This is a genomic window from Halomonas flagellata (genome assembly GCF_022487945.1).
In the GTDB taxonomy this organism is placed as follows: Bacteria; Pseudomonadota; Gammaproteobacteria; order Pseudomonadales; family Halomonadaceae; genus Halomonas; species Halomonas flagellata.
In genome coordinates this window covers 116,824-141,366 of the sequence record NZ_JAKVPY010000004.1, presented here as the reverse complement: position 1 = coordinate 141,366, position 24,543 = coordinate 116,824, and the positions used below count along the sequence as shown (strand labels likewise).

Here is a 24,543-nt window from a genome sequence, read left to right as displayed (position 1 = left end):
CCGTACTTGACTACGGAGTCAAGCGCCGGTGGGCGTCGATGCGGGAAGACACTGGAGAGGAGGCGCCAGTCGGCCCATCAAGTCCAGGAGAACGCCAGCCAGAGGGTCCAGCCACCCAGGCGTCACCAGTACGGCACCCGTCCAGCGTGGCATGCGTCCGGCGAGGCAAGCGACAAGGCAGTAGCAAACTCCAAGGCGCTAGTCTGCCTCTGTCGCGATGCTTGCCGAGTACCCCGCACCGCGCACCGCCTCTGCGAGTTGCTCACCGGAGGTCTGGCTGGTGTCGACTGCCACCTTGGCCTCACCGTTCTCATGGGAGACCGAGCACCCCTTGACCCCCGGCTGCTGTTCGAGAACCTGGCGGACGATCTCCGCACAGCCGTTGCAGTGCATGCCGCCGATGGTGAGTCTCACTGTCTGCATGCCTTTCTCCTTGCTCCTGGTCGGCTCGCCGGTCAGCACCTCGTCGTGTTCCAGGGCGTCGAGGATGGAACAGCTCTGAAGCGGCCCTGCTCCCGGGCAACTGTCGAGAAGCGTCGTCAGCCCTTGGCGGATACGCTGGAGCCGCTCGATCTTCTGGTCCACATCCTGAAGCTTGGCGGTGGCACGCCGCCGCACGTCGCTGGCATCGGCGCTGAGGGTGGTACGCAGCATGAGCAGCTCGGCGATCTCGCGCAGGGAGAAACCGAGTTCCTGGGCACGTCGAATGAAATGCACCCGCCGCACTGTCTCATCCGGATAGACGCGATATCCTCCCCCCTCCGGCCGAGTGGGCTGTTCGATGAGTCCGCGTCGTTCGTAGAAGCGAATCGTCTCGACCCCGACACCCACCGCTTTAGCCACTTTGCCTATGGTCATGTCACTCATGGCGGCACCCGTACACGTCTATGAGGATAGATTAATGGCCGTACCATGGTACGGGGACAAGGGGCGCACACCCGTTACCGGCCATGATCTCGCTCATGCCGCTCAGCACGACAGCTGCTGCACATCCTGGGTCAAGGTCCAGCCAGGCGACGCGGCCAGCCCCGGCCCCCAGGAATGGCAGGGCTGGCGCCTATGCCGATCAAGGTCCGATCGAAGCGGGTGGCCTTCTCGCCGCCCTCTTGAGTCCGCGCCCGTCAGGCGCCATGCTGCTGGCATTGCAACACGTCAATCCAAGGAGCTGAGCGGATGGCAACGGTACTGGCCTTCGATGTCTACGGGACCCTGATCGATACCCATGGCGTGGTCACCGAGCTGGAGGAGCGGCTCGACGCCTCCGGCAAGGCGGCGCTGGCCGCCGAGTTCTCGCGGCGCTGGCGCGACAAGCAACTCGAATACAGCTTCCGTCGGGGCTTGATGGGGGCCTATGTGGCCTTCTCGCAATGTACCCGAGAGGCGCTGGAGTTCACCGACCGCGCCCTGCAGACTCACCTGGCGGACGTCGACAAGGACCACCTGATGGCCACCTACGCCCGGCTGCCGGCCTTTCCCGAGGCGGCCACGGCACTGGCACGGTTCTCCGCGGCCGGGGTGCGTTGCGTGGCCTTCTCCAACGGCACCGGTGAGGCGGTCACCGGGTTACTCGAGCAGGCCGGGTTGCTCGAGCACTTCGAGACGGTGATCAGCGTCGACGAGGTGAAGCGCTTCAAGCCCGACCCGGCGGTCTATGCGCACCTGCGCAACCGGCTCGAGGTCACCCCCGGCGATACCTGGCTGATCTCCAGCAACCCCTTCGATGTCATCGGCGCCCGGCATGCCGGCCTGCATGCTGCCTGGGTGCGCCGCAGCCTGGATGCCCCCTTCGACCCCTGGGGCATCGAGCCCGACATGACGGTGGCAGATCTCGACGGCCTGGCCGAAAGGCTCGGTTGAACCGCCATGCCTCGCGGTCGGGATGATCGAGCGGGAGCATGGCGATGCATCGCCATGCTCCCGAGGGATCAGTTCACCAGCCGGTCCAGGCCCTGTTTCACCAGCTGCACCGGCCGCGAGCCTCCCGGCACAACGCTCCGGCCGTGAATGCCGGGGGCCGGGGCGGTCAGCCCTTCCAGGCGTGGCCGGCGAAGACCTCGTCGAGCTCGGGATGATTGATGTGGTTGGAGTAGTTGGAGAGCGTCTTCACAGCCAGGGCCAGCACGATCTGCAGCACCTGCGCCTCCTCGAAGCCGGCGTCCAGGAAGGCCTTGACGTCGTCCCGGGTCGGCATGCCGCGGGTCTCGAACATCACCTTGGTGAACGTGCTCAGGGCCGCCAAGCGCTCATCGGGGATGGGTTGGTCATTACGGATGGCCTCTATCACATCGGCGGGCACCTGCGACATCTTCTCCGCCAGCATGCTGTGGGCGGACATGCAGTAGTCGCAGCCGTTGAGTCGGCTGATGGTCAGGAAGACCACCTCCTGCTCGGGCGGGGCGAACCCGGAATCCTCACGGAACAGCGTATAGCCGTGCAGGTAGGTGTCCAGCACGCCGGGCGCCTTGGCCATGCCCTCGTACATCTTGGGCACGAATCCCAGCTTGGCGTTGGCCTGCTCGAGCAGCGGCCGGGCCTTGGCGTCGGCGTTGTCGAGGGTCTGGGGCGCGAGTTGCATCTGATAGTCGGCTGCCATGGGGTACCTCCTGTCGCATGGTGGGACACCGCGATGGGTGTCGGGTCATATATGGAACACTTGGTCCATATGTTGCGTAAAACCTTACGGCTTCAATCAGGCGCCGTCAGCGAAGCGTGTCGAGGAGCAACTGTGCGGCAGCCTCGACCTGTGCGCGATCGGCACCGGACTTGAGCAGGGTGCGCAGACCAGCCATGCCCAGCGTCAAGTAGGTCGCGAGTGCCAGGGAGTCGCGATCCGCGGCGATATCGCCTTCGGCCTGGGCCCGTATGACGGCCTCGTGGAACAGCCCGGTGATGGCCTCCACGCTGCGCCTGGCCTCGCTGGCTGCGAGGTCGTCCCGCTGGCCGAGTTCGCTGGCCGAATTGAAGATCAGACAGCCCAGGGCGGCACGCTCGCTGCCGGCCTCCCGGGCCGTCTCCCCGAACAGGCCTTCCAGGAAGGCCATGGCCGAGGGTGAGGCCTCGAGCCGGCGGTTCAGCTGGCCGATCAGGTTGCCGCGGTAGCGGCGCAGTGTCTCGAGGAACAGTTGCTCCTTGTTGCCGAAGGCCTGGTAGAGGCTACTGCGCGAGATATTCATGGCCTCCAGCAGGTCGCGGGTCGAGGCACTCTCGTAACCACGGGCCCAGAAGACCTGCATGGCGGCGTTCGTGGCCGCGTCGGGGCTGAATGCGATGGGGCGTCCTCGTGTCATGATCTGGAATTTAGTACCGATCAGTCCATAAATCAACCCCGCGACAGATCGCGTTTCGGTTGCTATCGCTGTAAGGACGGGTGGCGAGCGACGACATAACCAATACGGTGCACTACACGACAACAGTGGACGGTCGAGCAGGAGAGCGTGGGAATGACGGAGCAGCACTCGCCGACACGGCGTTTCTGGCTGGGTGGCAAGCGGGCCGCCGAGCAGGATCGGTTTTTTTGTGAGACCCTGGAGCAACTGGGCTGGGAGGCAGGAGACGAGACCCACTGGGACGCCGGCTGGGTCACGGGCATGCCCGATGCCGAGCAGTTCCGCCGGGTCTCGCCGCAGCGCAGGCTCAACCACTTTCCGGGCAATGCGGCGCTCACCGTCAAGAGCCGGCTCCACGACAGCCTGGCGGTGCTGCGTGAGCGCATTCGCGAGAGCCACGGTGCCGACAGTGAACTGGCAGCGCGGCTGGCGTTTTTCCCCCGGGCCTACGTAATGCCCCATGACTATCATGCCCTTCAGGAGGCGGCCCTGGCGAACCCGGGGCAGCGCTGGATCCTCAAGCCCACCAATGCCTCCAAGGGCAAGGGTATCAGGGTGCTGCGCGATGTGGCCGAGGCCCCCCTGGCACCAGACTGGATGGTCCAGGAGTACCTCGCCAATCCCCATACGATCCGGGGCCACAAGTATGTCCTGCGGCTCTATGTACTGATTTCGGCTATCGAGCCGCTGCGCGTCTATCTCTATCGTCAGGGGTTCGCCAAGCTGGCCTCGGAACCCTGGGACCCCGAGGATGCCGACAATCCCTACAGCCAGCTGACCAACCCGGACATCAACGCCCTCAACGCTCGGGCGGAGGTGCCGGTGGAGTTCATCGACCTCGACCGCTATCGCCAGTGGCTCCGCGATCAGGGCCATGACGACGACCAGCTCTTTGCACGGATCCACGATCTGGTTGCCCTGACCGTGATTTCCGCGGTGGATGCCATCCGGCAGCGCACCGCCCGGGCTGGCGCCGACCCTCGGGGATGCTATGAGCTGCTGGGGCTCGACTGCCTGGTGGACGACACGCTCAAGCCCTGGATTCTCGAGTGCAACCTCAGCCCGTCGCTGGGCATCTGTGCCGGGCCGGAGAGTGGCGGGCGCATCGAGGAGGCCGTCAAGGGTGGCCTGGTCCGGGACATGATCTCGCTGCTGGACATCGATGGCGCCGCGCCGCCGGCAGACGAGTCGTCTGGTGCCGACATCAGCGCCAGCCTGGTCGCCGAGGCCGAGGCGGAGCTGGCCCGCGCCGGAGACTTCCTGCGCCTGCTCCCGGCGGCGGAACCGTCGCGCTATCTGCCGTACTTCTCACTGCCGGCGCTGGCCGACATCCAGTTGGCCGATGGCCTGGCGGGCCGCGCCGTCGCCCGCCCGGTGCTGCAGCGCCGCCATGTAGCGGAGTTGCTGGATGACGACCAACTCGCCCTCTATGCCACCCATACCGGTCGCTACTATCGGCCCAACGACTCGGCGGCGCTGATCTGGCTGCTGGCGACAGAGGGGCTGGATCCCGACGCCATTGCTCTCGAGCTGGCCCGTGCAGCGGTTACCGAAGGCGATCCCCCTCCGGACCATCAGGCGCTGCGCCGTGACGTGTGGACCACGTTGGCCCGCTGGTGCCGTGCCGGCCTGCTGTGCCAGCAGGGGAGCATGGCCGTGCCGGCGTCGCCGACGACCGGCGCAGGGGAGTCGCACTCGACGCCGACGACGGTGGCCTCGTCGGGTCGGGCCATGCAACTGGCTTTCGACGGCAGGCGTTGGGCCCTGCATGTCGACAGCGCTCCCGCCAGCGCCCGGCTATCGGACCTGCTCGAGGGGCGGCTCGTGCCGCTGAGCGACGAGGCGGCGAGTCGATTGCCGCGGCTGGAGGTCCTGCGCGATCCGGCAGGCTACACACTGACGGCCGACGGCGAGGTGCTGGCGTCGCGACTGACGCTGGCGCAACTCGGCTCGGCGCTGCTGGCCCACCTGGTGCGCCAGGCCGCCACGGCGGATCGCCTGGTGATCGATGCCGGGCTGCTGGTCACGCCACTGGGCTCGGGGGTGCTCTGCCTGTTCCCCGCCGGGGAGCAGAGCGGCGATGCCTTGCGGCAGCTGGTGTCGGCGTCGGGTGGCGTCCTGACCCGGGGGCTGCGGCTGACCATGGCGGGGGCGCCAAGGGGCGAGCCGCTGGGGCTGCCCATGCCGGAAGTGGCCGTCGGCAGCCCGGCAGGGGTGCCCGAGAGCGTCGAGATCCGCGGTGTGCTGTGCATGCACACCGAGGGGAGTCCGGGCGCTGCACTGGATCCGGCCTCCTCGCTGGACGTCCTGGGTGCGCTGCTGCCGTGCTGCGTCTCCGTCACCGGCGCGCCACTGGACGCGCACACGGTAACGGCGCTCGGCGAGTGGCTCTCCGGGCTTGACCGTCGCTCGCTGTCACCTGGCGATGAGGGGCCATCCTCGACGGCGGTATGCGCCTGGCTGGCCACGCTTGGCGAGCCGGGAACCAGTGCCAGCCAGTCCGGCACGGCCACGGCCAATGGCTGAGAACTGTCGGCACCGGCAGGTGCACGAGCATAGGGCGGCGCCGCGTGAAGCGGTGACGCCGAGATGAAGCCAGCCGCGAGGGCTGCCTTCATTGCACGATGACATGCCGTCGCATGTCGCCCTTTTGTCATCATGGAGGTCATTATCATGACACTGCAAGACGAGAAGCGTCGAAGCCTGTTGAGTCGACTCAGCCGCCAGTTGGGCTACTCGGCCCCGGCTCTGGTGCTGGTGGCTAGTGGCGCGGCCTTCCAGGCCGTGGCCAGCGAGACGCCGGCCGAGCCGGCCTTCACCAGTGGCCAGGAAGCGCCCCTGATGCTGGCGGCGGCTCATGAGGAAGAGGAAGAAGCAGAGGCTGAGGCAGAGGGCGAAGCCGAAGGTGAAGCCGAAGGAAAAGCCGAAGGAGAAGGAGAGGCCGAGGGAGAAGGAGAGGCCGAGGGAGAAGGAGAGGCCGAGGGAGAAGGAGAGGCCGAGGGAGAAGGAGAGGCCGAGGGAGAAGGAGAAGCCGAAGCCGAAGATGAGGGGTAACCGCTCTTCATGCCCCTGAGCGGGTGGCCGGGCCGGACGCCACAGGCGCCGGCCGCGGCTTCCCTACTTGCGATCAACAGGTGAGCCGCCATGTCGCCCATAGCACGCAGGTCATTCCCGCCGCGGGAGGGGCTCCTCGAGGAGAACCTCCTGGCGTTGTCACAGTTGAGGCATTTCGTCGGCGATCTGGCGCCGGAGCACTACCGGCAGGCCTTCGGTCACCACGGTCGCCATACGCTCGGCAAGCACGTTCGCCATATCATCGACCATTACGATGCTCTGCTGAACGGTCTGGAGGCCGATGGCGATGTCATCGACTACGAGCGGCGCCGTCGCGACGAGCTCCTCGAGCAGTGGCCGCATCAGGCGGCTCGCCGACTGGCCGAGATCGAGGCCGTGCTGGCGGCTTCGATCGACCGGTGTCCGTCGGTTCGGTTGGGCCAGACCTATCACCTCGGCGATGGCGAGCTGGTGCTGGAGACCAGTCTTGCGCGCGAACTCGCCTTCCTGACCAGCCACACCATTCATCACATGGCGATCCTCGGGCTGCTGGCCGAGCAGATCGGCATCGCCTTGCCCGAGGCGTTCGGGGTCCACCCTTCCACGCTGCGGCATTGGCAGCGTGAAGCCTCTGTCCCCGTGTCGGCGAGGAGTGCCTGATGGCCCGGACGCTACTGGCGACATGGCTCCTGGCGCTCCTGCTGGCCGCGCCCGTGACGGCGGATACTCGCTGGCCCGAGCAGGGGTGGGAGGTGGTCTCCACCTCACTCGCTTATCCCGAGCTGCTGGAAGCCCTGCGCGACGCTGTCGAGGCTGAAGGGATGTTCATCGTGACGGAAGCCGGGCCCACCGAGGCCGCGGCCAGGCGTGGCGAGTCTATTCCCGGTAATCGGGTGGTCGGCGTCTTTCGTAACGATTTCGCCGTGCGCACCCTGCGTCTCAGTGTCCCGGCCATGATCGAGGCGCCCATCCGCTTCTACGTCACCGAGAACGAGGATGGAAGCGCCACCCTGTCCTGGAAGACCCCGAGTCATGTCCTTGCCCCCTATGTCGAGGAGGGCGGCGAGGCGCTGGAGAAGATCGGCCGCGAGCTCGATGCCGTATTCGCGGCCATCGCGAGTCGAGCAGAGGAGGGGGCAGAGTAGCTCGCTGCCGCTGCCTATGATGGCCGAGTTGCCGGTAATCGCCTCCGCCCGCCTGTAAGGAACCCGCATCCAGACCGACCAAGTCCGCGCCTGCCTGCCGTCCGATCTGGCGTAACGGGCCGTAGAAATGCTCCGGAATATCGAGGAGGCCAAATGACGAAGATCGCGAGTCTATTGTTGCTGAGGGTATCGCTGGGGGGGCTACTGCTGGTCTGGGGCGTGAACAAGATCCTCAATGTCGATCACAGCCGGGCCATTGCCGAAAATTTCTACTCCGAGGTCCTGGCAAGCGGGACCCTGCTGCCGCTGGCCGGCGCCGGCCAGATACTGATCGGCCTGCTGGTGATCATCGGGCTGGCCAGGCGCTGGGTCTATCCGCTGCAACTTCTGCTCAACGGGGCGTCGCTGCTGGCGGTCAGCGCCTCGGTGATCGATCCCTGGGGATGGTTCCTCGAAGGCACCAACGTCTTGTTCTATCCTTCCTTGATCATCTTCGCCGGCAGCCTCGTGGTGATGGCATTCCGGGAAGAGGATCGGTTTGCCCTGGATGCCAGGCATCTGCCTCGGCCTGCCTCCTGGGTGGCGCGCCGTAACTGCGGCTCTTGAACGCCGGCACCTGGCCGACTGTCGGCCAGGTGCCGGGCCTCACGTCTCATGGACACTCGGGCGGATCGTCACTGGCCGAGAATCCCAGGTGCGTGTACCAGGCGGTGGCATCGACACCGGCATTGTCACCATCGCTCATCACTGCCACCCCATCGATATGCCTGGTGCGCTCCCCGAAGAGTGTCTCGAAGTCCTCTCGCACGTCCCTGACTTCCGCTACCCATTGACCCACGCGCGATTTCCCGCCCTGAAGGGCCAGTAGCCGGGCGCGTGACGTGAAGGCATTGGGCCAATCCGAGCCCGCTGGCTGATTCGAAGCCCAGACATAGTTCACCGACTGGACCTGCCAGGGCAGGATCCCCGTCTTCCGCACCACATAGATCCGCGCCGGATAGTCGTCCCCGGCCTTGGTGGTTTCATCGAGCCCCTGGTGGATCCCCGATACCTGCCAGCACCAGTGGAGGTAGGGCGTGCGGTCCAGATCCACCTCCTTTTCCAGATACTTCGCCGAGGCCTGTTGTCTGGCTCTGGCCTGGAGCACTCGAGTGTCATCTCGCTCGACGAGCCGGTACTCCGTCTCGCCTTCGAAGGAGCGTGTCGGCCAGGCCATTATCGTCTCGGCGGAAAAGGAGAGCTCGTCGGCCGCCAGGGAGAGACTGCTTGCCAGTAGCAGCACGCCAACCGGGATAAGGGGCTTGATCATCGAGGCTTCGTCTCGCTGTGTCATGAGGATGCAGGCTACCCGTCTTGGTCGCATCATCGACGACTTGCTTACCGGAAGATAAGAGAGATCATTTCAGCCGTTCGGCGGTGAAATCAAGGCTGATCCCGACCCGGAGCGCCAGCCATAGGGAAAGTTTGGCCGCCAACGACCTGACCCCGCATCTTGTCCAGTTGGCCTGCAACATTCTGTGACTGCTGGGGTCGCTCGGCATGACCGGCGGGCTCAGACCGGTGCGTCAACCGGCCGAACCTTTTACGCCCCCGCTACGACCCATCTCGCTGGCGATTTTTGTGACTATTTGTCAATCGTCTTCCATGATGTGGGGCTCAGCCTGGCCAGCATTTCAGCCATGTAGCAAGGTGGACATGAGTGTCTGCTTGAACGGTTCTCTCCATGTTATTGTTCAATACAAAGTCCGATCAAATGGCGAGTCGATCCATTGGATATGGGATGGGTTCCTTGCGTGTGGACCCGCCTTGCCTCCTCTGTATTGTACAAGGTGGGTGGTAGGGGGAAGGGTTTATGGTGAATCCTGCCTTGTGACATGGTAGAATCATAAGGTGATTCCGATGTCCGCCGGTTCACGATAAGTTGTCGTGAGCTTGAAAGCCTCACTAATAAGAAGGTGTCCTAATGTCCCATCAAGACCCTTTGCCACCACTGGTATGGGATTCTAGGCGTGTGCAGATTCAGGGGTTCACGACAGGCTTGCATCAGGTCGAGTGGTTGCTGGTTTCGCTGGTTGCCCTGTACTTGGTGATCATTGGCACTCCGGATGAGGGCGGCTGGGGGCTCGTGGTGGCAACCTCTGCCTATTTCGGTTTCAGCCTGATGGCCAGTCGCTTGAGCTTCTTCGGTGAAAGACAGCGTTGGCTACTGGCGATTCATACCTGGGTCATGATCGGTTTCATCACCTGGTTTCTCTACCGCACCAATGGCGTGACCGGACCGATGATGAGCCTGTATCTTCTGGCAGTGGTGACTAGTGCCTTGACGCTGGGGGTCTTGGCGACATTGCTAGAGGTGGCTGCGATTGCCGCTTGCACCCTACTGCTTTTTCATCTTGCCGGTGGGAGTGTCATGACGCCTGATAATCTGACACTTTTTGGCACCAATATCATCGCGTTCTTGATAGTCGGTTACCTCACGTCGGCGTTGGTCAATGCCATTCATGTATCCAATCGGATGCTATTGGATATGGCCAGTCTGGATTCCTTGACGGGTCTCTTTAATCGCCGAGCCTTTGATGACCTGGTCAAGCCTATTCATGCGATGGCCCAGCGTTCTCGCCGCCCCTACAGCGTGATAGTCATCGATATGGATGAACTGAAAGTCATCAATGATAGCCTCGGTCATGGAGCAGGCGATCAGGCTATTCTGTCCTTGGCTCGACAACTTCAAGACTGCAAGCGAAGCAGTGACCTCTTGGCGCGCTATGGTGGGGATGAGTTCGTGATGCTGCTTCCTGACACCGATGCGGATGGGGCAAGAACCATGATGCAGCGTCTGATCGCTGTCGAGAAGGGTGACGAACCACGTATCAGCATCGGCGTGGCGTCCTATCCTGAACATGGCGATCAGTTTGAGCATCTGCTCGAGTATGCCGATAGTGCCATGTACCATAGCAAGTCGTCGGGTGGAAATCGCGTCTCCATCCGAGGCCATGCTAAAGCAGATGGCTAATGCCGAGATTCGCTTCATCGCCAATGCCCTATGGAGCACCGAGGAGACCACAAGATCATCTCGTCTCGTCTCTTCCAGTTCCGGCGAATCGGAAGAAGCAGCTTGATGCCTGTCCCCGAATCCTGTGGAGTGACCCCTTTCGCCAGGTGCCAGCTTCAGTTACAGCCACCGCCTGCTACACCCCCACTCGCGGCCCGCCGCCTCCGGAAAGGAGTGACCTCAGGCGCGATGGTGGATGTTCAGCATGGCCGGGTATCACTCGGCGTAAAGCCGGGATGGTGGCACGATATCCGGCGCATGAGGTGGTGATTTTCTGATTGAAGAGAGCTGGGTGATGAGGTCATGGGGCAGCAGCCAGTATATTAGCAATCATAGTGCCAAGGAGCGGGTCCAGTCCTGTCATTTGTTTCTTGGAGTGGTGTGCCTGTCCACTGAGCAATCGAATACTTCGAAATGCTTTCCGGCCTGGTGCAATAGCCGGAACTGCTGATTGCAGCGTGTGCAGGCATCGCACATGGCAAGATGCAGCTTGAGTGAAAGTTTTTCCTGGAATGTCAGAGGGGCATCAAGTTGTCTGGACATCAGGCGAGTCGCCTCTTTGCACATCATCATCTTGAACATCATATTTCTCCGTGAGCCAGTCTTTCTCGATGCCTAGGCTTGATCTCATTTGGTGAAGAATCGAAGTTGCTTTCCTTGAGCCCTGCCTGGTGGCAGAGGTCATCGGTCGCCAGCCACTGCATATGGACCTGAATGCCCTCTGCCGTGATCGGATTCATGTTGTCTTTCCTGCCCGGGCTGGCGTCAGGAGAGCGAACCAGCGTGATGGGGGCATGGAACCATGAGGGTTCAGTCGTCAGTCCTTGCTCCTCCTTACACCCCCCTGTCGGCGGCTTGCGAAGTGCGGGGCAGGGCTACGGCCATGCGGGAAGCGCCGCGTGTAATGAAGAAGGCGATCTTTCCACCAAGGTAGAGAGGGCCGCGGGGCAATGACGGTCTGGGGACAGGCGCCGTTGCCTGGTGCTGCAGGGATGATGAGGCGATACAGAGGGCCTAGAGATGATCGATGTACTGGTGATGTACCCGAACCGGGATGGCATGCGCTTCGACGATGGCTATTACCTTGGCGAGCATGCCGCGCTGGTGGCGCGTTTACTGGATGGGTACGGGATGAGATTCATGCGTGTAGCCAAGGGAAGCGATACCGGGTCTCCCTACTATATCGTCACACATCTTGGTTTCGACTCTCTTGAAGGCTTCCAGACCGCGATCGATGCCGTGGGCAGCACCATCTTCGAGGACATTCCCCGCTTCACCGATGTGGAACCACTGATTCAAGTCGGTCACGTGTTGATGAACCATCCCTTGAGTTGATGTGTGTCACCGCTTCCGGAGCGAGCGCGTGGCCGGCATGGACCGGCAGAGGAGGATGCCATGATACCGCGTATGCTGCGCTATTCAGCGCTGGGCATCGCCCTGAGCCTGGTGCCGTTGTCATCCATGGCAGCGGCCCCCCCCCATCCAGGAGACACCCACGGTGCCTGTGGTGCACTCCTTGGCGTCTTTTCGGGAGGCCGTCCGTGCCGGAGGGCCCGGCAAGGACGGTATCCCGTCCATCGATCGCCCGCGCTTTCAGTCAGCAGGAGAGGCGACGCTGAAGGATGGGGACAAGGTCATCGGTGTCTACAATCGCGGCCAGGCCCGGGCTTATCCCCAGCGCATCCTGGTCTGGCACGAGATCGTCAATGACGAACTGGGCGGTGAGGCGCTGAGCATCACCTACTGCCCCCTGACGGGCACCGCGCTGGGCTTCAAGCGTGGCGAGACCGAGCTCGGCGTCTCCGGTAAGCTGGTCAACAGCAACTTGATCATGTATGACCGCGCCACCGACAGCGAGTGGCCCCAGATCCTGGGAGTGGCCATCGATGGGCCCCTGGCCGGCCAGGGGCTCGAGGAGCTCCGAGTATTCTGGACCACCTGGGGGGCCTGGAAGGCACGCCATCCCGAGACCGAGGTGCTGACCGACCAGACCGGTTTCGTGCGCAACTATCGACGCGACCCCTACGGGAGCTACAACCCCACCAGCGGCTATTATGCGCCCGACAGCCGCCGGTTGTTCCCGGTGATGCAACGCGATGATCGTTTTCCGCCCAAGACCGAAGTGTTCGGTGTGCGTGGTCCCGAGGGCGCACTGGCCATCACCCGTGAGGCGCTACGCGAGGAGGGAGTGGTCGATGTCACACTGGGCGAGCGTCGCTACACCGTCATTCATGACCCGGGGCTGGACACTGGCTGGGCCTTCCACAATCCCGAGGGTCTGGAGATTCGACCGACCGAGCTCGACTTCACAGCCGAAGGCGTCACCGGGCCGGGCATCGACTCGCTCGAGGCGGTGAATGGCTTCGAGGCCATGTGGTTCGCCTGGGCCGCCTTCTACCCCGACACCTATCTGTATGAGGGGCAGGAGGCACCATGAAACCGCTTGCCCGAGTCATCCTGAGGATGCTTTCGCGCCCCGCCTCGGCCGGCGCGGCAGGCGCCGTCATGGCGGCCTATGCGCTGCTCTACCTGTGGCTGACCGGCGACATCGCCGGTGGCGGCGCGGGTGGTTGGCAGGCCACCTTTCCCGCCTGGGAACGGGTCTTCCAGGCGCGGGGCCTGTTTCAGTTCGAGCCGGTGGGGCTGATCACCCTGGGAGCGCTGGTGTGGACCTTCAGCCCGCTGAATGCCCTGCTCGCTGTTTCCATGGGGTTGCTGGTCGGATTGAATGTCGTGGCCTGCTGGTGGCTCTGGCGAACCCCGCGGCAGTGCGGTCTGAGCGGGTCGAGTACCGGACTGCTGGCGGCGATTCCGGCGCTGCTGGCCGGTGGGGCCTGCTGCGCTCCCATAGTGCTCATCTGGCTGGGGCTGCCGATTGCCGGGGTCCTGGCCAGTCTGACGCCGTTCCTGATTCCCATTGCGCTGTTGCTGCTGGTGGCCGGGCTGTGGCTCAGCCTGCGACGGCTGGTCGGGGAGGGAAGCCTCCACTGACTTGCCGGCGTCACGATCTCGAAGATTGTGACCTGCCTCTGGAGCGGGTGGCCGAGGTCCTGTCGGGCATTGCCGCCCGGGCCGCGGGCGACTGATTCCGACCGGCTCCTAGTCCCGCCGCTCGGGCGGCGTCCTGTCATCCAGAGCGGCCTCGAAGCGCTGCCCGATCCCATGCAGCAGCGTGAACTGCTCGTCGCAGCGACGGCAGGCGTCGCACATCATCAGGTGCAGGCGTAGCGAGAGTCGCTCCTGGAACGTCAAGCGGCGATCCAGCTTGAGTGACATCAGGCGGGTCGCCTCCTTGCACATCATCATATGGTCTCCTCCTTCAGCCAGCGCTTCTCCAGGCAGGCACGCAAGCGTAGCCGGGCGCGGTGCAGGATCACCCAGCAGTTGTTCTCCTTGATGCCGATCTCCTGGCAGATCTCTTCCGTAGAGAGCCCCATCAGCTCGCGAAGCGAGAAGACCCGGGCGATATTGTCCGGCAGGGCAGTCATGCAGGCGTCGAACACCTGCCAGAAATGCTCGTTCTCGAAGGTGACGTCAGGCTCTCCCCAGTTGCCGGGGCGGGCATCGTCCTGCCAGCGGCCATTCTGCTGGAACTGGCGATCAATGGCGTCGTCGTCACTTTCATCATCCAGGGGCTGCCAGCGCCCCTGTCGTTTCTGGACGCGCAGCGTGTCGAGTATCTTGTACTTGAGAATGCCGAAGACCCAGGTCTCGTAGCCGGAACGTCCGGCGAAACTCGCATCCTTCTCGATGGCTGCCATCAGCGCCTCCTGCACGGCATCCTCCGCCAGGGCGTTGTCACGCAGGTGCAGGCGGGCGAAGGAGAGCAGTCGAGGCCGCACGGCCGTCAGGCGTGCCATGCGTGTAGCCGATTCGGTCATGCCGTCGCCCCCCTGGCGGATCGTCTCGTCCGTCATGTGGTGTTCGCTCCCGAGTTATGCTGTCAGGGGTCATGCTAGCCCGTCCATTATGGCAAGACAGCTTGTCTTTGTCGTTTCATCCTCAATACACGCAGCGACCTGGCGTTCAGGGAATGCCAGGCGGCGTGCCGGCGTTAAAAATCAGCTCAAAGTATTCACTTACGCCCCGTAAATCCCGTCTTTGCACTCGCGACATCTTTGCCGCTCGCCCTTCGAGCAGCGGTGCTGCCCAAATCATCTATTCGACTTTCAGGCAGCGCCCAAGGCGGGGAAAGCCGAGGGCGAGGCGCTGCAGGTCCTGCGGCCGGTCCACATCCCAGACCCTGGCTGGACAGGACAGTCGCCAGCCGAGGGCATCGATACGCTGACGCGTGGTGGTCATTACCTCTGCGGTGCCCCAGGCGATGTCCTGGAAGAGCCGGGCGTCAGGGTGTCTGACGCCCACCAGGCCGTAGCCGCCATCCTCGGCGGGGAGAAGAACGACCTCGGCCTCCTCCAGGGCGTCATGACACTCCGCGAGCAGCGTCGGCGTGAGTGCCGGGCAGTCGCTGCCGATCAGCAGTCCCGAGCCCTTCATTGTCGACAGTGCCCGGTGCATCCGGTCGCCGAGATCGCCTTCCGGCTGGGCGCGCAGCTCGATGTCGTAGCGGTCGGCCAGCTCGAGGAACAGCGGGTGGCTGTGATCCAGCGCCGTCCACAGGGTGATCTGGTGGGCAGCGGTGGCGTTGATGGCGACCTTCAGGGTGTGACACAGCAGGGCGGCATGCAGCCGGGCGGCGCCTTCGGCGCCGAGCACCGGGATCAACCGGGTCTTCGTCTCGCCGGGAATCGGTGCCTTGGCGAGAATTGCCAGGGGGAAGTCAGCGGACATGGCGATACTCCCGGGCCAGGCTGTCGGCCGACACGCCACGCCAGTAGCGAAAGCGCAGCCGCCACATCAGTCGGATCGTCGCCCAGACGCCATGGGTCTCCCAGCGCCGGCCACTGCTCACGACCTTGTGGTGAAGGCAGGCCGGGGCAGAGAGGCGCTTGAGCCGGCGTGACATCTCGATGTCCTCCATCAGTGGCTGGTCGGGAAAGCCACCCACGGCATCGAAGGCCTCGCGGGTCATGAACAGGGCCTGGTCGCCGGTGGCGATCCCGCTGAGGCGTGAACGCAGGTTCATGGCGGCGGCGATCACCGGCAGCATGGGGTGCCGGCCGGTGAGCCGTATGTCGAAGCGTCCCCAGCATCGGTTTCCCGCCAGGGCCTCGTCGACAAGGCGATCGGCGCGGCGTGGCAGGTGCGTATCGGCGTGCAGGAACAGCAACTGCTGTCCTCGGGCCACGCGGGCGCCCACGTTCATCTGAGCGGCGCGTCCGGGGGGGCTGTGCAGCACACGCGTTGCCAGCGGTGTGGCCAGGGCAACGGTATCATCGCGACTGCCGCCATCGACGACCAGCAGCTCCGCGCCACACACCCATAATCCCAGCAACTGCGTCAACAGGCTCTCGATGGTGGTTGCCTCGTCGAGGACGGGGATGATGATGCTCAGTCGCGGCGTTGCTGGCATGGCGGGCGGTCTGTCCGGAGTCGTGGCGGTCGACTTGTCGGTGTTGTGTCGTGCCGGCGCCTCGAACCTTACCGCACCATCAGGGTGTTGGTCGCGGTACGGGTGAGTAAGGAGGGGGACGCTTTCTGCCACTAAATGATATGGATTGGCATCACGTGATCTCGACGATCTCGCTCAAGGGAGAAATGTCATGACAAGTTTGAATGGTATTACCTCATTCCTCAGTGACTGGAGTGTCTCCGCGCCCGAGTGAGGCGGAGGGTAGGCCTGTCCGGCGGACCCGGGGACATGACGCTCAGGTGATGGGGAGAGAGGGAGGGAGGATCAGCCATGACACTCTTGAATCGCGTCGGCTACATGCTGAGCTGCTGGCTCTCCTGCCCGCGGCCCTGGCACCGTACCTCGATCCCCATCGAGGAGGGCATCCCGGACTGCCTCGAACCCGGTGACGTCCTGCTGATCGAGGGATCATCACGGTTGAGTACGGTGATCAAGTACCTTACCCAGTCCACCTGGTCCCATGCGGCACTCTATGTGGGAGAAGCGGCGTGTCGGGATCTGTTCGGTGCGACGCGAGGAGAGTGCCTCGTCGAGGCGGATCTCGCCGAGGGCGTGCGGCTGGCTGGTCTCGAACAGTTCGACGGCTACCCATTGCGCATCTGCCGTCCGTTGGGGTTGAGTGAGGAGGATATCGAGCGGCTGGTCACCTACGCCTGCAGACGAGTGGGGCATCGTTATGATCTGCACAACATCTTCGACCTGGCCCGCTACCTGCTGCCGTTGCCCCCTGTGCCGGTCCCCTGGCGCCGACGCATGCTGTCCCTGGGCAGCGGTGATCCCACCCGGGCGATCTGCTCGACCCTGATCGCCCAGGCCTTCCAGTCGGTGAGGTATCCGATCCTGCCCTTCGAGGAGTGGCAGGACGACCCACGGCGCTGTGTCGGGTGCCAGCGCCGGGTGTTGCAGCGTCGACACTACAGCCTGTTCACGCCCCGTGACTTCGACCTCTCGCCTTACTTCGAGATCGTCAAGCCGGCGCTCGCCGGTGGCTTCGACCCTCGGCGCCTGGCCTGGCGCGAGACCGAGGATGCGTTGCCAGAGGTGTGACGGACGCCTTCAGGCCGATAGCTCGATGAGCGTGCCGCCGGCATCCTCGGCGTCCTCCCGGTCATGGGTGACCAGTAGGCTCGGCAGGCCCGCCTCGCGCAGGCGGGTGAACACCAGCTGGCGCATCTCGTGGCGCAGGTGGGTATCGAGACCGGCGAAGGGCTCGTCGAGCAGCACGGCGCAGGGCTCGGACAGCAGCAGACGCATCAGTGCCACCCTGGCCTTCTGGCCGCCGGAGAGTGTCGCGGGGTCGCGGTCGCCGAACCCGGCAAGGCCGATCTCCCCCAGGGCGGCCTCGACTCGGCCAGCCCTGTTGCTGGTGGCTCGTGGCATACCGAAACGCAGGTTGCCGGCCACCGAGAGATGCGGGAACAGCAGCGGATCCTGGAACAGCAGGCCGATGCCGCGCCGCTCGGCCGGCAGCCGGGTGATGTCGTGGCCGTCGAGCCGCACCTGCCCCGTGGCCTGGAACGCCGGGGCCATGAAGCCCGCCACGAAGGCCAGCAGGGTCGACTTGCCCGAGCCTGACGGGCCCATCACGGTGAGCACCTCGCCGGGGCCGATCCGGGTGTCGAGCTCCACCAGGGGCGCGTCGTTCAGTGTGATCCGGATATTCTCGAGTTCGAGTCGATGGCTGTCGTTCATGGCGCTCCCCGCATTCCCCGTCGTTGCGACCAGATCAACCGTGGCAGGCCGATGGCGATGGTGAAGCCCACCAGCGGCAGGCAGGCCTGGACCAGCGCCCAGACCCCGATCACCCGCCGGTTGCCGCCAGCGGCCAGGGCCACCGCCTCGGTGGTCACGGTGGACACGCGACCGGCGCCGAGCAACTGGGTGGGCAGATACTGGCCGATGCTTACCGCCAGCCCCACCGCCATGGCGGTGAGCAGCGGGGCCGTCAGCATCGGCAGGCGCACCCGCCAGAAGGTGGCGTTGCGGGAGGCGCCGAGCGTGAGTGCCAGCCGCGACCAACGCGGGTCGAAGCGCCGATAGGCCTCGGAGAGAGACAGGAACACATAGGGCAGCACGAACAGCAGGTGGCCGAAGATCACCAGACCATGCTGCGGTCGGGTACCGAGCGACTCCATGACCACCACCAGGCCGAACAGGAAGGCGATCTGCGGCACGATCAGTGGCAGGTAGAGCAGTCCCAGCGCGGAAAGGAGCCGCCCCTGGGCAGGGGGGTGCCCGGTGCGCTGCTCGTTCTCGAGTGCCGCCAGGGTCAGGACCACGGCGATCAGCGTCGAGGCGGCGGCGATGATCGCCGTCGACGTCACAGGCCCGGATAACGCAGGCACCGCGCGGAGCCAGTGAGTCGCAGTGAAGCCCTGGGGCAGGGCGTCGGGAAAACGCCAGAAGCCGGCGACGGAGTTGAGCGCCAGGCTGCCGATGCCCACGAAAGCCGTGAGCGCAGCGAACAGGATCAGCCCCTTGCCGACCAGTCGCAGCGGCTGCTCGCCGGCCTGGCGACCACCACGGTTGATCCAGCCACGCCCCAGTCGGGCGACAAGTCGCTCCAGGCACCACCAGGTCGCGAGTGCCGAGGCCGTGACGCCGAGTTGCAGCACCGCACCGGCCGAGGCCATGAAGCGCCGGCTCAGGTCGGGGTCGTTGAACCAGGTGAGGATCGACACGCTGAGCGTCGGTGGCAGGGTGGGGCCGAGGATCAGCGCGACGTCCACCACCGAGGTGGCGTAGGCGATCACGGCGTAGACCGGTAGGCGAATCAGCGGGTAGAGCACCGGGGCGACAACCTTCAGCCAGGCGATGGTCGGCCGGTAGCCCAGCGAGTGGGCGATGGCCACTCGCCGTTGGGGATCGAGCTGGGGGAGGGCCGCCAGGCTCATCAGCAGCAGGAAGGGGATCTCCTTGATGATCAGCCCCGCCATCAGCGACAGGCCCCAGGGATCCTGGACGATCAGCAGATCCGGCGGTCGCTCCCAGCCGGTCAGCCCCGGCGAGACCAGCCGAGCCATCAGGCCCGAGGGGGCTATCAGGAACGCCAGGCCGAAGGCGGCGGCGGCATGGGGAATGGATAGCAGCGGCGAGACCAGCCGGCGAATCCAGTGATCCAGACGACTTCCCGTGGCGGCGGCCTGGAACAGCAGGACCACGACGAGTGACACGGCGGTGGTGACCAGGCCGCTGGCCAGGCTGATGGCCACCGAACGCCACAGGCCGGGCTGGGCGAACAGTTGCCGCCAGGGCGCCAGGCTGAAGGCGTCGCCACCGAGTGCCGGCAGGTAGCCGAAGGCCGGCAGAATGGCCATGGCCAGGCCGGCGAGGATGGGGCCGACCAGCAGGGTGACGATCAAGGCGGGAGCGAGGCGCAGGATCATCCCGGTCGCGCCTCGTCACCGGCCGTGGCGCAGGGGACCACCGTCATCAGTTACGCACATAGCGCTCGCGCCAGGCCTCCTGCAGGGCAGTCATCCAGCTCGGGTGCGGCTCGGGAAGCGTCTGCGCCAGGGCGTCGGCAGGCAGCATGGCCGGATTCTCCTCGTCCAGGGCGAAGAGCGCCTGGGCCTGCTCATCGAGGCGCGCCACGTCCAGCACGGTGCGGTCGCCCCACATCGCCAGGTCCTGCTTGCGGGCCTGGGCCTCCGGGGAGAGCAGGAAGTCGGCGACCACCATGGCACCGGCCTTGTGAGGCGAGTTGAAGGGAATGGCGACGAAGTGCACGTTGCCCAGGGTCCCGCCATCCAGCACATAGCTGCGGGTGGTGGCCGGGAGCTCGAAGTCGGCCACCGCGGCCGCCGGTTCCGAGGGGTTGAAGGTGAAGGCCAGCGCCAGTTCGCCGTCACTCATCAGGTTGCGCATCTCCGGGCCGCTGGCGGGGAACTGCCGGCCACCGCGCCACAGGTGGGGATGCAGGCTTTCCAGGTAGTCCCACAGCGGGGCGGTGACGGCCGCGAAGTCGCTCTCCTCCACCTGGGCGTAGAGCGCCTCGTCGGCATCGGTCAGGGCGATCAGTGCCTGCTTGAGGAAGGTGCTGCCGGTGAAGTCGGGAATGCGGGGGTAGGTGAAGCGGCCGGGGTTGGCCTCGGCCCAGGCGAGCAGTGCCTCGATGTCACGGGGCGGTGATTCGATCTCTGCACTGTCATGGTAGAAGGTGATCTGTGCCTTGCCCCAGGGCGCCTCGAAGCCTTCGGTGGGCAGCGTGAAGTCGGTGACCACCTCGGGGTTGTGCTCGGGGTAGGTGAGCGCGAAATTCGGTAACCGCTCGGCGAAGGGACCGAACAGCAGGTCGGCCGCCTTCATGGCGGCGAAGTTCTCGCCGTTGATCCAGATCAGGTCGATGCTGCCGTCCTCGCGGTTCCCGGCGGACTTCTCGGCCAGGACCCGCGACACGGCGGCGCTGGTGTCGTCGAGCTTCACATGCACCACCGTCACATCGTGCTCGTCCTGCATGCGCTGGTTGACCCATTCGATATAGCGATTGGTGCGAGTGTCGCCTGCCCAGGCATTCCAGTAGACGGTCTGGCCGCGGGCCTCGTCGAGCACGGCGTCCCAGTCGGCGGGATCCGGGGCGGCGTGCAGCGGCATCGACAGCAGCAGGGCGAGCGGGGCGGTGGCGAGGGTACGACTCGGCATCGAAGGAATCCTTCTTCAATTCATGGCGGTATTCAGCGCGCCCTCGAGGGTGCGGAATTCATCCTGCACATGCGTGATGGCTGGCAGGGAAAGATAGTGGTCGACCCGGCCGCGCACATGGGCGATCAGCGCCTCGTCGCTGAGCTCGGCGGACCAGTCCTCGCCGCGGGCATGGGCATCCTGGGAATGTCGATGGCTGGCTCTCCACTTGGCGCACCAGGTCAGCGACCAGAGCCACATGGCGCGGCGACAAGCCAGCAGGACCGAGGGGTCGCCGTCGAAGCCCGTCGCCGTGATCCAGTGACGGTAGAAATCGGCCACCTGCGCCGGTGACAGCTCGGCACGGCTGACGAGGTCCCAGGTGGTCGAGGTATAGAGGCTGGCATGGGCCAGGTCAAAGCCGGGCAGGCCGTAGCGGCACTTCTCCAGGTCCACCAGCACGGCGCGGCCGGAGTCGGTGACCAGGAAGTTGCCCGGGTGGGCATCGAAGCTGATCAGCCGGGGCTCGGCATCGGGCAGTCGCTGCGGCAGGGCGGTGAGCTCGGCCTCGATGCGACGTCGCACCTCCGGCGCCAGGTTCGCCCGGTCCAGAAAATCGGCCTGCTTTTCGACCTCATCGCACATGGCGGCCCAGGGATCCCGGGGTGCCTGCAGCGGCGGGTGCTGCCCGGGCGGCGGCACCTCGAGGGTGTGCAGGCCGGCCAATGCCTCGGCGATGGCCGGCAGATCGTCCGGCAGGCGTGCCGGACGGCCGCGAATGGCACTGACCAGCAGGCCGCCGCGGGGCAGTTCGGCGCAAGGGGCGAGCACACCGTGCAGCGCCGGGGTGTGCCCGCTTTCGCTCGCCCGGGCGAAGCAGGCCGCCTGGTAATCGAGGTTGGCCCGTGCCTCCAGCCCCAGTTGACTCTGCTTGGGCAGGCGTGCGACCCAGTCGATGGCATCGCGCACCAGCCAGACATGGTGGTGGGCCAGACCGGTGTCGGCCATCAGCTGCATCGAATGGATCTCCGCGTGGCGACCGGCCCGTGTCAACGCCACGGCCAGGCGATCACACAGGTCGTGTCGGGTTTCCGGGGAGATGGGAGAGGAAACGTAATCCGGCATGGCCTTCCTCGAGGTCGGGATGGTCGGTCAGTGGATGGTCGAGCGAGTGCTGGTTTCCTTACATCCCTGGCGGCAATACACCGGTGATGGCACGACGGGACCAGCAGCCTGCGGTGAGGTGAATCCGTGCGTTGTAAGTAATGGTGTCCATTGCCTACCAAACCAGACCGCTGGCAAGCCGCGGTGCGACATGACCCAGGGGGTCTCCAAGCGAATAGCCCTGATAAACAATAGATTGACCTGAAATTTCATCACGGAGGTGGAAATCATGTCACAGCATGACGACAAACGCCGCAGACTGCTAGGCCGCCTGAGCCGACAGTTCGCCTACACGGCCCCGGTACTGGCGCTGGTGGCCGGCGGAGCGGCATTGCAGGCCACGGCGGGCAATACCTCGACCGAGGCAGGCTTTGCCCCCGTTTCCGAAGCGGCACTTCTGCTCGCCAGCAGTAATGCCGTAGCCGAGGGAGAAGCGGAAGGGGAGGCCGAAGCCGGCTCGAGTGCCGAGGTACGGCGTCCCGACGGCTACACACCCGACTACAGCGAGACAGACGAGAACCCGCAGGAGCTGCTGGCGCGCGGCGAGGAACTCTATTACGACACCTCATTGAGCACCAATGGCCTGTCCTGCGCTTCCTGTCATGGTAGCGATGGCGATGACGTGGGCTACAAGGCCACCTTCGAGCAACCCTTCCCCCATCAGGTGGCGATGGCCAGCAGCCAGTTCGGTATGCCCGAGGTTCACGCCGACGAGATGGTGCAGGTCTGCATGGTGGCGCCCATGGCCGCGGAGCCGCTGGAATGGGGAGGCGAGAAGCTGACGTCCCTGGCGGCCTATATGGTGGAGGTGCAGAAGCGCTTCGCGGGCGAGCCGCATGACCTCTGAGCATGCCCACTGAATAGCGTCATACGATCGATGACGAAAGGGGCCGGTCGGAGCAGGCCGGCGTGAGTTGAGGGGGCAAACCGTCGCATTGCCCTGGCGTCATGTCGTCCTTCTGTTGCGGTGGTGACTCTCTTCTGCCTACGCTGATATCGGCAACGGCTGAACCAGGGTACGCCATCGCGACTCTCAAGGGCAGAAGACGCAGGGCAGGGCACATTATGACGAGTGGACTCCGCGGGGCCATGGCCAGGAGCACGCTGCTGCTCAGCCTACTGTGCCTGATGCTCGGTGGCCTGTTGACCTGGCAGGCCGCGGCCCAGCAGGAGGAGCGGATTGCCCTGGTGATGACCGTCGAGGGGGCCATCGGGCCGGCCATCAGCGACTACTTCCAGCGCGGGCTGCGCAAGGCGGAGGAGGACAATGCCGAGCTGGTGGTGGTGCAGATGGACACCCCCGGCGGGCTCGATGCCTCCATGCGCAGCATGATCCGCAGCATGCTCAACTCACCCGTCCCCGTCGCCATCTATGTCTCGCCGAGTGGTGCCCGTGCGGCCAGTGCCGGCACCTATCTGCTCTACGGCAGCCATGTGGCGGCGATGGCCCCGGCCACCCACCTGGGCTCGGCGACGCCGGTGCAGATCGGCGGCGGAGGCCTGCCGGGGCTGGGCGACGACGAGGAGGAGGATGACGGCAATGGCGGCGATGTCCGCGCGGAGGGAGAGAGCGCCACCGGCGATGACGGTGCGGCCGCCAACGGTGACGATGCCGCTGCCAGCGATGACGAGGAAGCCGTGTCCGATGATGACGAGGCCAGCGAGGAAGCCGCGGAGGGCCCGCGCCGCGGCGAGTCGGCCATGGAGCGCAAGGTGCTCGAGGATGCCGTCTCCTACATCCGCAGCCTCGCCAACCGCCATGGTCGCAACGCCGACTGGGCCGAGGAGGCGGTGCGCGAGGCGGTCAACCTCACCTCGCGCGAAGCGCTGGAAAGGAATGTCATCGACGTGGTGGCCGGCGACATCGACGACCTGCTGGCACAGATCGATGGCCGAACGGTGGTGATGGAGCATGGCGAACGGACGCTGGAGACGGCCGACCTGGTCATCGTGCGCTTCGATCCGGACTGGCGTACCGAACTGCTCTCGGTGATCACCAACCCCAATGTCGCCTATTTCCTGATGATCATCGGCTTCTACGGGCTGATCTTCGAGCTCTCCAACCCAGGGAGCCTGGTGCCGGGCACCATCGGCATCATTTCGCTGCTGTTGGCGCTGTTCGCCTTCCAGGTGCTGCCGATCAACTACGCGGGGCTGGCGCTGATCCTGGTGGGCCTGGGGCTGATCGTGGGCGAAGCCTTGATGCCCAGTTTCGGCATATTGGGAATGGGCGGCATCGTCGCCTTCGTGATCGGATCGGTGATGCTGATGGATGCGGAAAACCTGAGTGTCTCGCTGCCGATGATCGGCGGCATCGCCCTGCTGGCCGCCGTACTGATGCTGTGGGTCATGACGCGCTTCGTGGGGCTCAGGCGTCGGCCGGTGAGAACCGGCGAGGAGGAGCTCGTCGACAGTGTGGCCACGGTGCTGGAGGATTTCGAGGGGCAGGGGCATGTCCGGCTGCGCGGGGAGCGCTGGAATGCCCGCAGTTCCCGGCCGTTGCGCAAGGGGCAGGTCGTGCGGGTGCAGGCCATCGACGGGCTGACCGTCGATGTGGCGCCGCTCGAGGAGAGTGACCTAGGCGGGAACGACTGAAGCGTTCGCGTCGTATCGTTCAAGGCGTACTGTTCAAGCCGTACAGGGAGAACC

At 65.0% G+C, this 24,543-nt stretch carries 27 protein-coding genes; 13 read left to right on the top strand and 14 right to left on the bottom strand.

Translation table 11 applies throughout. The annotated features are described in order from the left end of the window. Positions 1–198: 198 nt before the first annotated feature. Positions 199–867: a MerR family transcriptional regulator gene (locus MKP05_RS04610; protein WP_240567244.1), complete on the bottom strand. Its 669-nt coding sequence runs from the start codon at positions 865–867 to the stop codon at positions 199–201. Positions 868–1,173: 306 nt separating this feature from the next. Between MKP05_RS04610 and MKP05_RS04605 the strand changes: the two genes are divergently transcribed. Then, positions 1,174–1,857: a haloacid dehalogenase type II gene (locus MKP05_RS04605; RefSeq protein WP_240567243.1), complete on the top strand. Its 684-nt coding sequence runs from the start codon at positions 1,174–1,176 to the stop codon at positions 1,855–1,857. A 166-nt stretch (positions 1,858–2,023) separates the two neighbouring features. Here MKP05_RS04605 and MKP05_RS04600 read toward each other — a convergent pair whose 3' ends face one another. Both MKP05_RS04600 and MKP05_RS04595 read right to left on the bottom strand, forming a co-directional pair. Then, positions 2,024–2,593 carry a carboxymuconolactone decarboxylase family protein gene (locus MKP05_RS04600; protein ID WP_240567242.1) on the bottom strand — a complete coding sequence of 190 codons (570 nt, stop codon included), beginning with the start codon at positions 2,591–2,593 and terminating at the stop codon, positions 2,024–2,026. Between the two features lie 106 nt (positions 2,594–2,699). Continuing rightward, positions 2,700–3,233: a TetR/AcrR family transcriptional regulator gene (locus MKP05_RS04595; protein ID WP_240567241.1), complete on the bottom strand. Its 534-nt coding sequence runs from the start codon at positions 3,231–3,233 to the stop codon at positions 2,700–2,702. Between the two features lie 207 nt (positions 3,234–3,440). Here MKP05_RS04595 and MKP05_RS04590 point away from each other — a divergent pair, with 207 nt between their 5' ends. From MKP05_RS04590 to MKP05_RS04570, 5 genes are all read left to right on the top strand, one after another. Beyond that, positions 3,441–5,852, top strand: coding sequence for a PqqD family peptide modification chaperone (locus MKP05_RS04590; protein ID WP_240567240.1), 2,412 nt, complete (start codon positions 3,441–3,443; stop codon positions 5,850–5,852). Between the two features lie 147 nt (positions 5,853–5,999). Further along, on the top strand, positions 6,000–6,380 hold the full coding sequence (locus MKP05_RS04585; protein WP_240567239.1) for a hypothetical protein: 381 nt from the start codon (positions 6,000–6,002) through the stop codon (positions 6,378–6,380). 90 nt (positions 6,381–6,470) lie between these two features. Beyond that, positions 6,471–7,040 carry a DinB family protein gene (locus tag MKP05_RS04580; protein ID WP_240567238.1) on the top strand — a complete coding sequence of 190 codons (570 nt, stop codon included), beginning with the start codon at positions 6,471–6,473 and terminating at the stop codon, positions 7,038–7,040. Next, a complete protein-coding gene (locus tag MKP05_RS04575) occupies positions 7,040–7,525 on the top strand; it encodes a DUF302 domain-containing protein (protein ID WP_240567237.1) in 486 nt (161 codons plus the stop codon). The genes MKP05_RS04580 and MKP05_RS04575 overlap by 1 nt, the downstream gene beginning before the upstream one ends. A 153-nt stretch (positions 7,526–7,678) precedes the next feature. Next, positions 7,679–8,131: a DoxX family protein gene (locus tag MKP05_RS04570; RefSeq protein WP_240567236.1), complete on the top strand. Its 453-nt coding sequence runs from the start codon at positions 7,679–7,681 to the stop codon at positions 8,129–8,131. A gap of 46 nt (positions 8,132–8,177) precedes the next feature. On the opposite strand, the gene MKP05_RS04565 is transcribed toward MKP05_RS04570, so the two are convergent. After that, a complete protein-coding gene (locus MKP05_RS04565) occupies positions 8,178–8,834 on the bottom strand; it encodes a DUF3047 domain-containing protein (RefSeq protein WP_240567235.1) in 657 nt (218 codons plus the stop codon). Positions 8,835–9,488: 654 nt separating this feature from the next. On the opposite strand from MKP05_RS04565, the gene MKP05_RS04560 reads away from it, so the two are divergent. Next, entirely contained in the window at positions 9,489–10,538 is a 1,050-nt protein-coding gene (locus MKP05_RS04560) for a GGDEF domain-containing protein (protein WP_240567234.1), read from the top strand. 399 nt (positions 10,539–10,937) lie between these two features. On the opposite strand, the gene MKP05_RS04555 is transcribed toward MKP05_RS04560, so the two are convergent. Continuing rightward, positions 10,938–11,159, bottom strand: a complete 222-nt coding sequence (locus MKP05_RS04555) for a zf-HC2 domain-containing protein (protein WP_240567233.1) — start codon at positions 11,157–11,159, stop codon at positions 10,938–10,940. After that, positions 11,159–11,317, bottom strand: coding sequence for a hypothetical protein (locus MKP05_RS04550; protein WP_240567232.1), 159 nt, complete (start codon positions 11,315–11,317; stop codon positions 11,159–11,161). Before MKP05_RS04550 ends, MKP05_RS04555 begins: the two co-directional genes overlap by 1 nt. A gap of 280 nt (positions 11,318–11,597) precedes the next feature. Here MKP05_RS04550 and MKP05_RS04545 point away from each other — a divergent pair, with 280 nt between their 5' ends. The 3 genes from MKP05_RS04545 (at position 11,598) to MKP05_RS04535 (ending at position 13,568) form a co-directional block, all read left to right on the top strand. Continuing rightward, on the top strand, positions 11,598–11,912 hold the full coding sequence (locus MKP05_RS04545; protein WP_240567231.1) for an EthD family reductase: 315 nt from the start codon (positions 11,598–11,600) through the stop codon (positions 11,910–11,912). A 163-nt stretch (positions 11,913–12,075) separates the two neighbouring features. After that, the gene (locus MKP05_RS04540) at positions 12,076–13,014 is read left to right on the top strand and encodes a DUF3179 domain-containing (seleno)protein (RefSeq protein ID WP_240567230.1); all 939 of its coding nucleotides are present in this window, start codon (positions 12,076–12,078) and stop codon (positions 13,012–13,014) included. Then, complete coding sequence (locus MKP05_RS04535) at positions 13,011–13,568, top strand: hypothetical protein (RefSeq protein WP_240567229.1); 558 nt, start codon at positions 13,011–13,013, stop codon at positions 13,566–13,568. The genes MKP05_RS04540 and MKP05_RS04535 overlap by 4 nt, the downstream gene beginning before the upstream one ends. Positions 13,569–13,676: 108 nt before the next feature. Here the strand turns inward: MKP05_RS04535 and MKP05_RS04530 are convergent, their stop codons facing one another. From MKP05_RS04530 to MKP05_RS04515, 4 genes are all read right to left on the bottom strand, one after another. Further along, positions 13,677–13,883, bottom strand: coding sequence for a zf-HC2 domain-containing protein (locus MKP05_RS04530; RefSeq protein ID WP_110282253.1), 207 nt, complete (start codon positions 13,881–13,883; stop codon positions 13,677–13,679). Further along, entirely contained in the window at positions 13,880–14,494 is a 615-nt protein-coding gene (locus MKP05_RS04525; protein WP_240567228.1) for a sigma-70 family RNA polymerase sigma factor, read from the bottom strand. The genes MKP05_RS04530 and MKP05_RS04525 overlap by 4 nt, the downstream gene beginning before the upstream one ends. A gap of 241 nt (positions 14,495–14,735) precedes the next feature. Beyond that, positions 14,736–15,368 carry a TIGR04282 family arsenosugar biosynthesis glycosyltransferase gene (locus MKP05_RS04520; protein WP_240567227.1) on the bottom strand — a complete coding sequence of 211 codons (633 nt, stop codon included), beginning with the start codon at positions 15,366–15,368 and terminating at the stop codon, positions 14,736–14,738. Then, positions 15,358–16,050 carry a TIGR04283 family arsenosugar biosynthesis glycosyltransferase gene (locus MKP05_RS04515; protein ID WP_240567226.1) on the bottom strand — a complete coding sequence of 231 codons (693 nt, stop codon included), beginning with the start codon at positions 16,048–16,050 and terminating at the stop codon, positions 15,358–15,360. Before MKP05_RS04515 ends, MKP05_RS04520 begins: the two co-directional genes overlap by 11 nt. Positions 16,051–16,380: 330 nt before the next feature. Here MKP05_RS04515 and MKP05_RS04510 point away from each other — a divergent pair, with 330 nt between their 5' ends. Continuing rightward, positions 16,381–17,157 (top strand): YiiX/YebB-like N1pC/P60 family cysteine hydrolase, encoded by a 777-nt coding sequence (locus MKP05_RS04510; protein ID WP_240567225.1) that lies wholly within the window; start codon positions 16,381–16,383, stop codon positions 17,155–17,157. 9 nt (positions 17,158–17,166) lie between these two features. Here MKP05_RS04510 and MKP05_RS04505 read toward each other — a convergent pair whose 3' ends face one another. From MKP05_RS04505 to MKP05_RS04490, 4 genes are read right to left on the bottom strand one after another with little or no spacing between them, the layout of a single operon-like run. Then, positions 17,167–17,802 carry an ATP-binding cassette domain-containing protein gene (locus tag MKP05_RS04505; RefSeq protein ID WP_240567224.1) on the bottom strand — a complete coding sequence of 212 codons (636 nt, stop codon included), beginning with the start codon at positions 17,800–17,802 and terminating at the stop codon, positions 17,167–17,169. Then, positions 17,799–19,496, bottom strand: coding sequence for an ABC transporter permease (locus tag MKP05_RS04500; RefSeq protein WP_240567223.1), 1,698 nt, complete (start codon positions 19,494–19,496; stop codon positions 17,799–17,801). Before MKP05_RS04500 ends, MKP05_RS04505 begins: the two co-directional genes overlap by 4 nt. A 46-nt stretch (positions 19,497–19,542) precedes the next feature. Next, positions 19,543–20,751: an ABC transporter substrate-binding protein gene (locus tag MKP05_RS04495; RefSeq protein WP_240567222.1), complete on the bottom strand. Its 1,209-nt coding sequence runs from the start codon at positions 20,749–20,751 to the stop codon at positions 19,543–19,545. Between the two features lie 15 nt (positions 20,752–20,766). Beyond that, complete coding sequence (locus MKP05_RS04490) at positions 20,767–21,855, bottom strand: phosphotransferase family protein (protein ID WP_240567221.1); 1,089 nt, start codon at positions 21,853–21,855, stop codon at positions 20,767–20,769. Positions 21,856–22,123: 268 nt separating this feature from the next. On the opposite strand from MKP05_RS04490, the gene MKP05_RS04485 reads away from it, so the two are divergent. Then, positions 22,124–22,741 (top strand): cytochrome-c peroxidase, encoded by a 618-nt coding sequence (locus tag MKP05_RS04485; RefSeq protein WP_240567220.1) that lies wholly within the window; start codon positions 22,124–22,126, stop codon positions 22,739–22,741. A 218-nt stretch (positions 22,742–22,959) separates the two neighbouring features. Further along, complete coding sequence (locus MKP05_RS04480) at positions 22,960–24,489, top strand: NfeD family protein (protein ID WP_240567219.1); 1,530 nt, start codon at positions 22,960–22,962, stop codon at positions 24,487–24,489. Positions 24,490–24,543 lie beyond the last annotated feature (54 nt).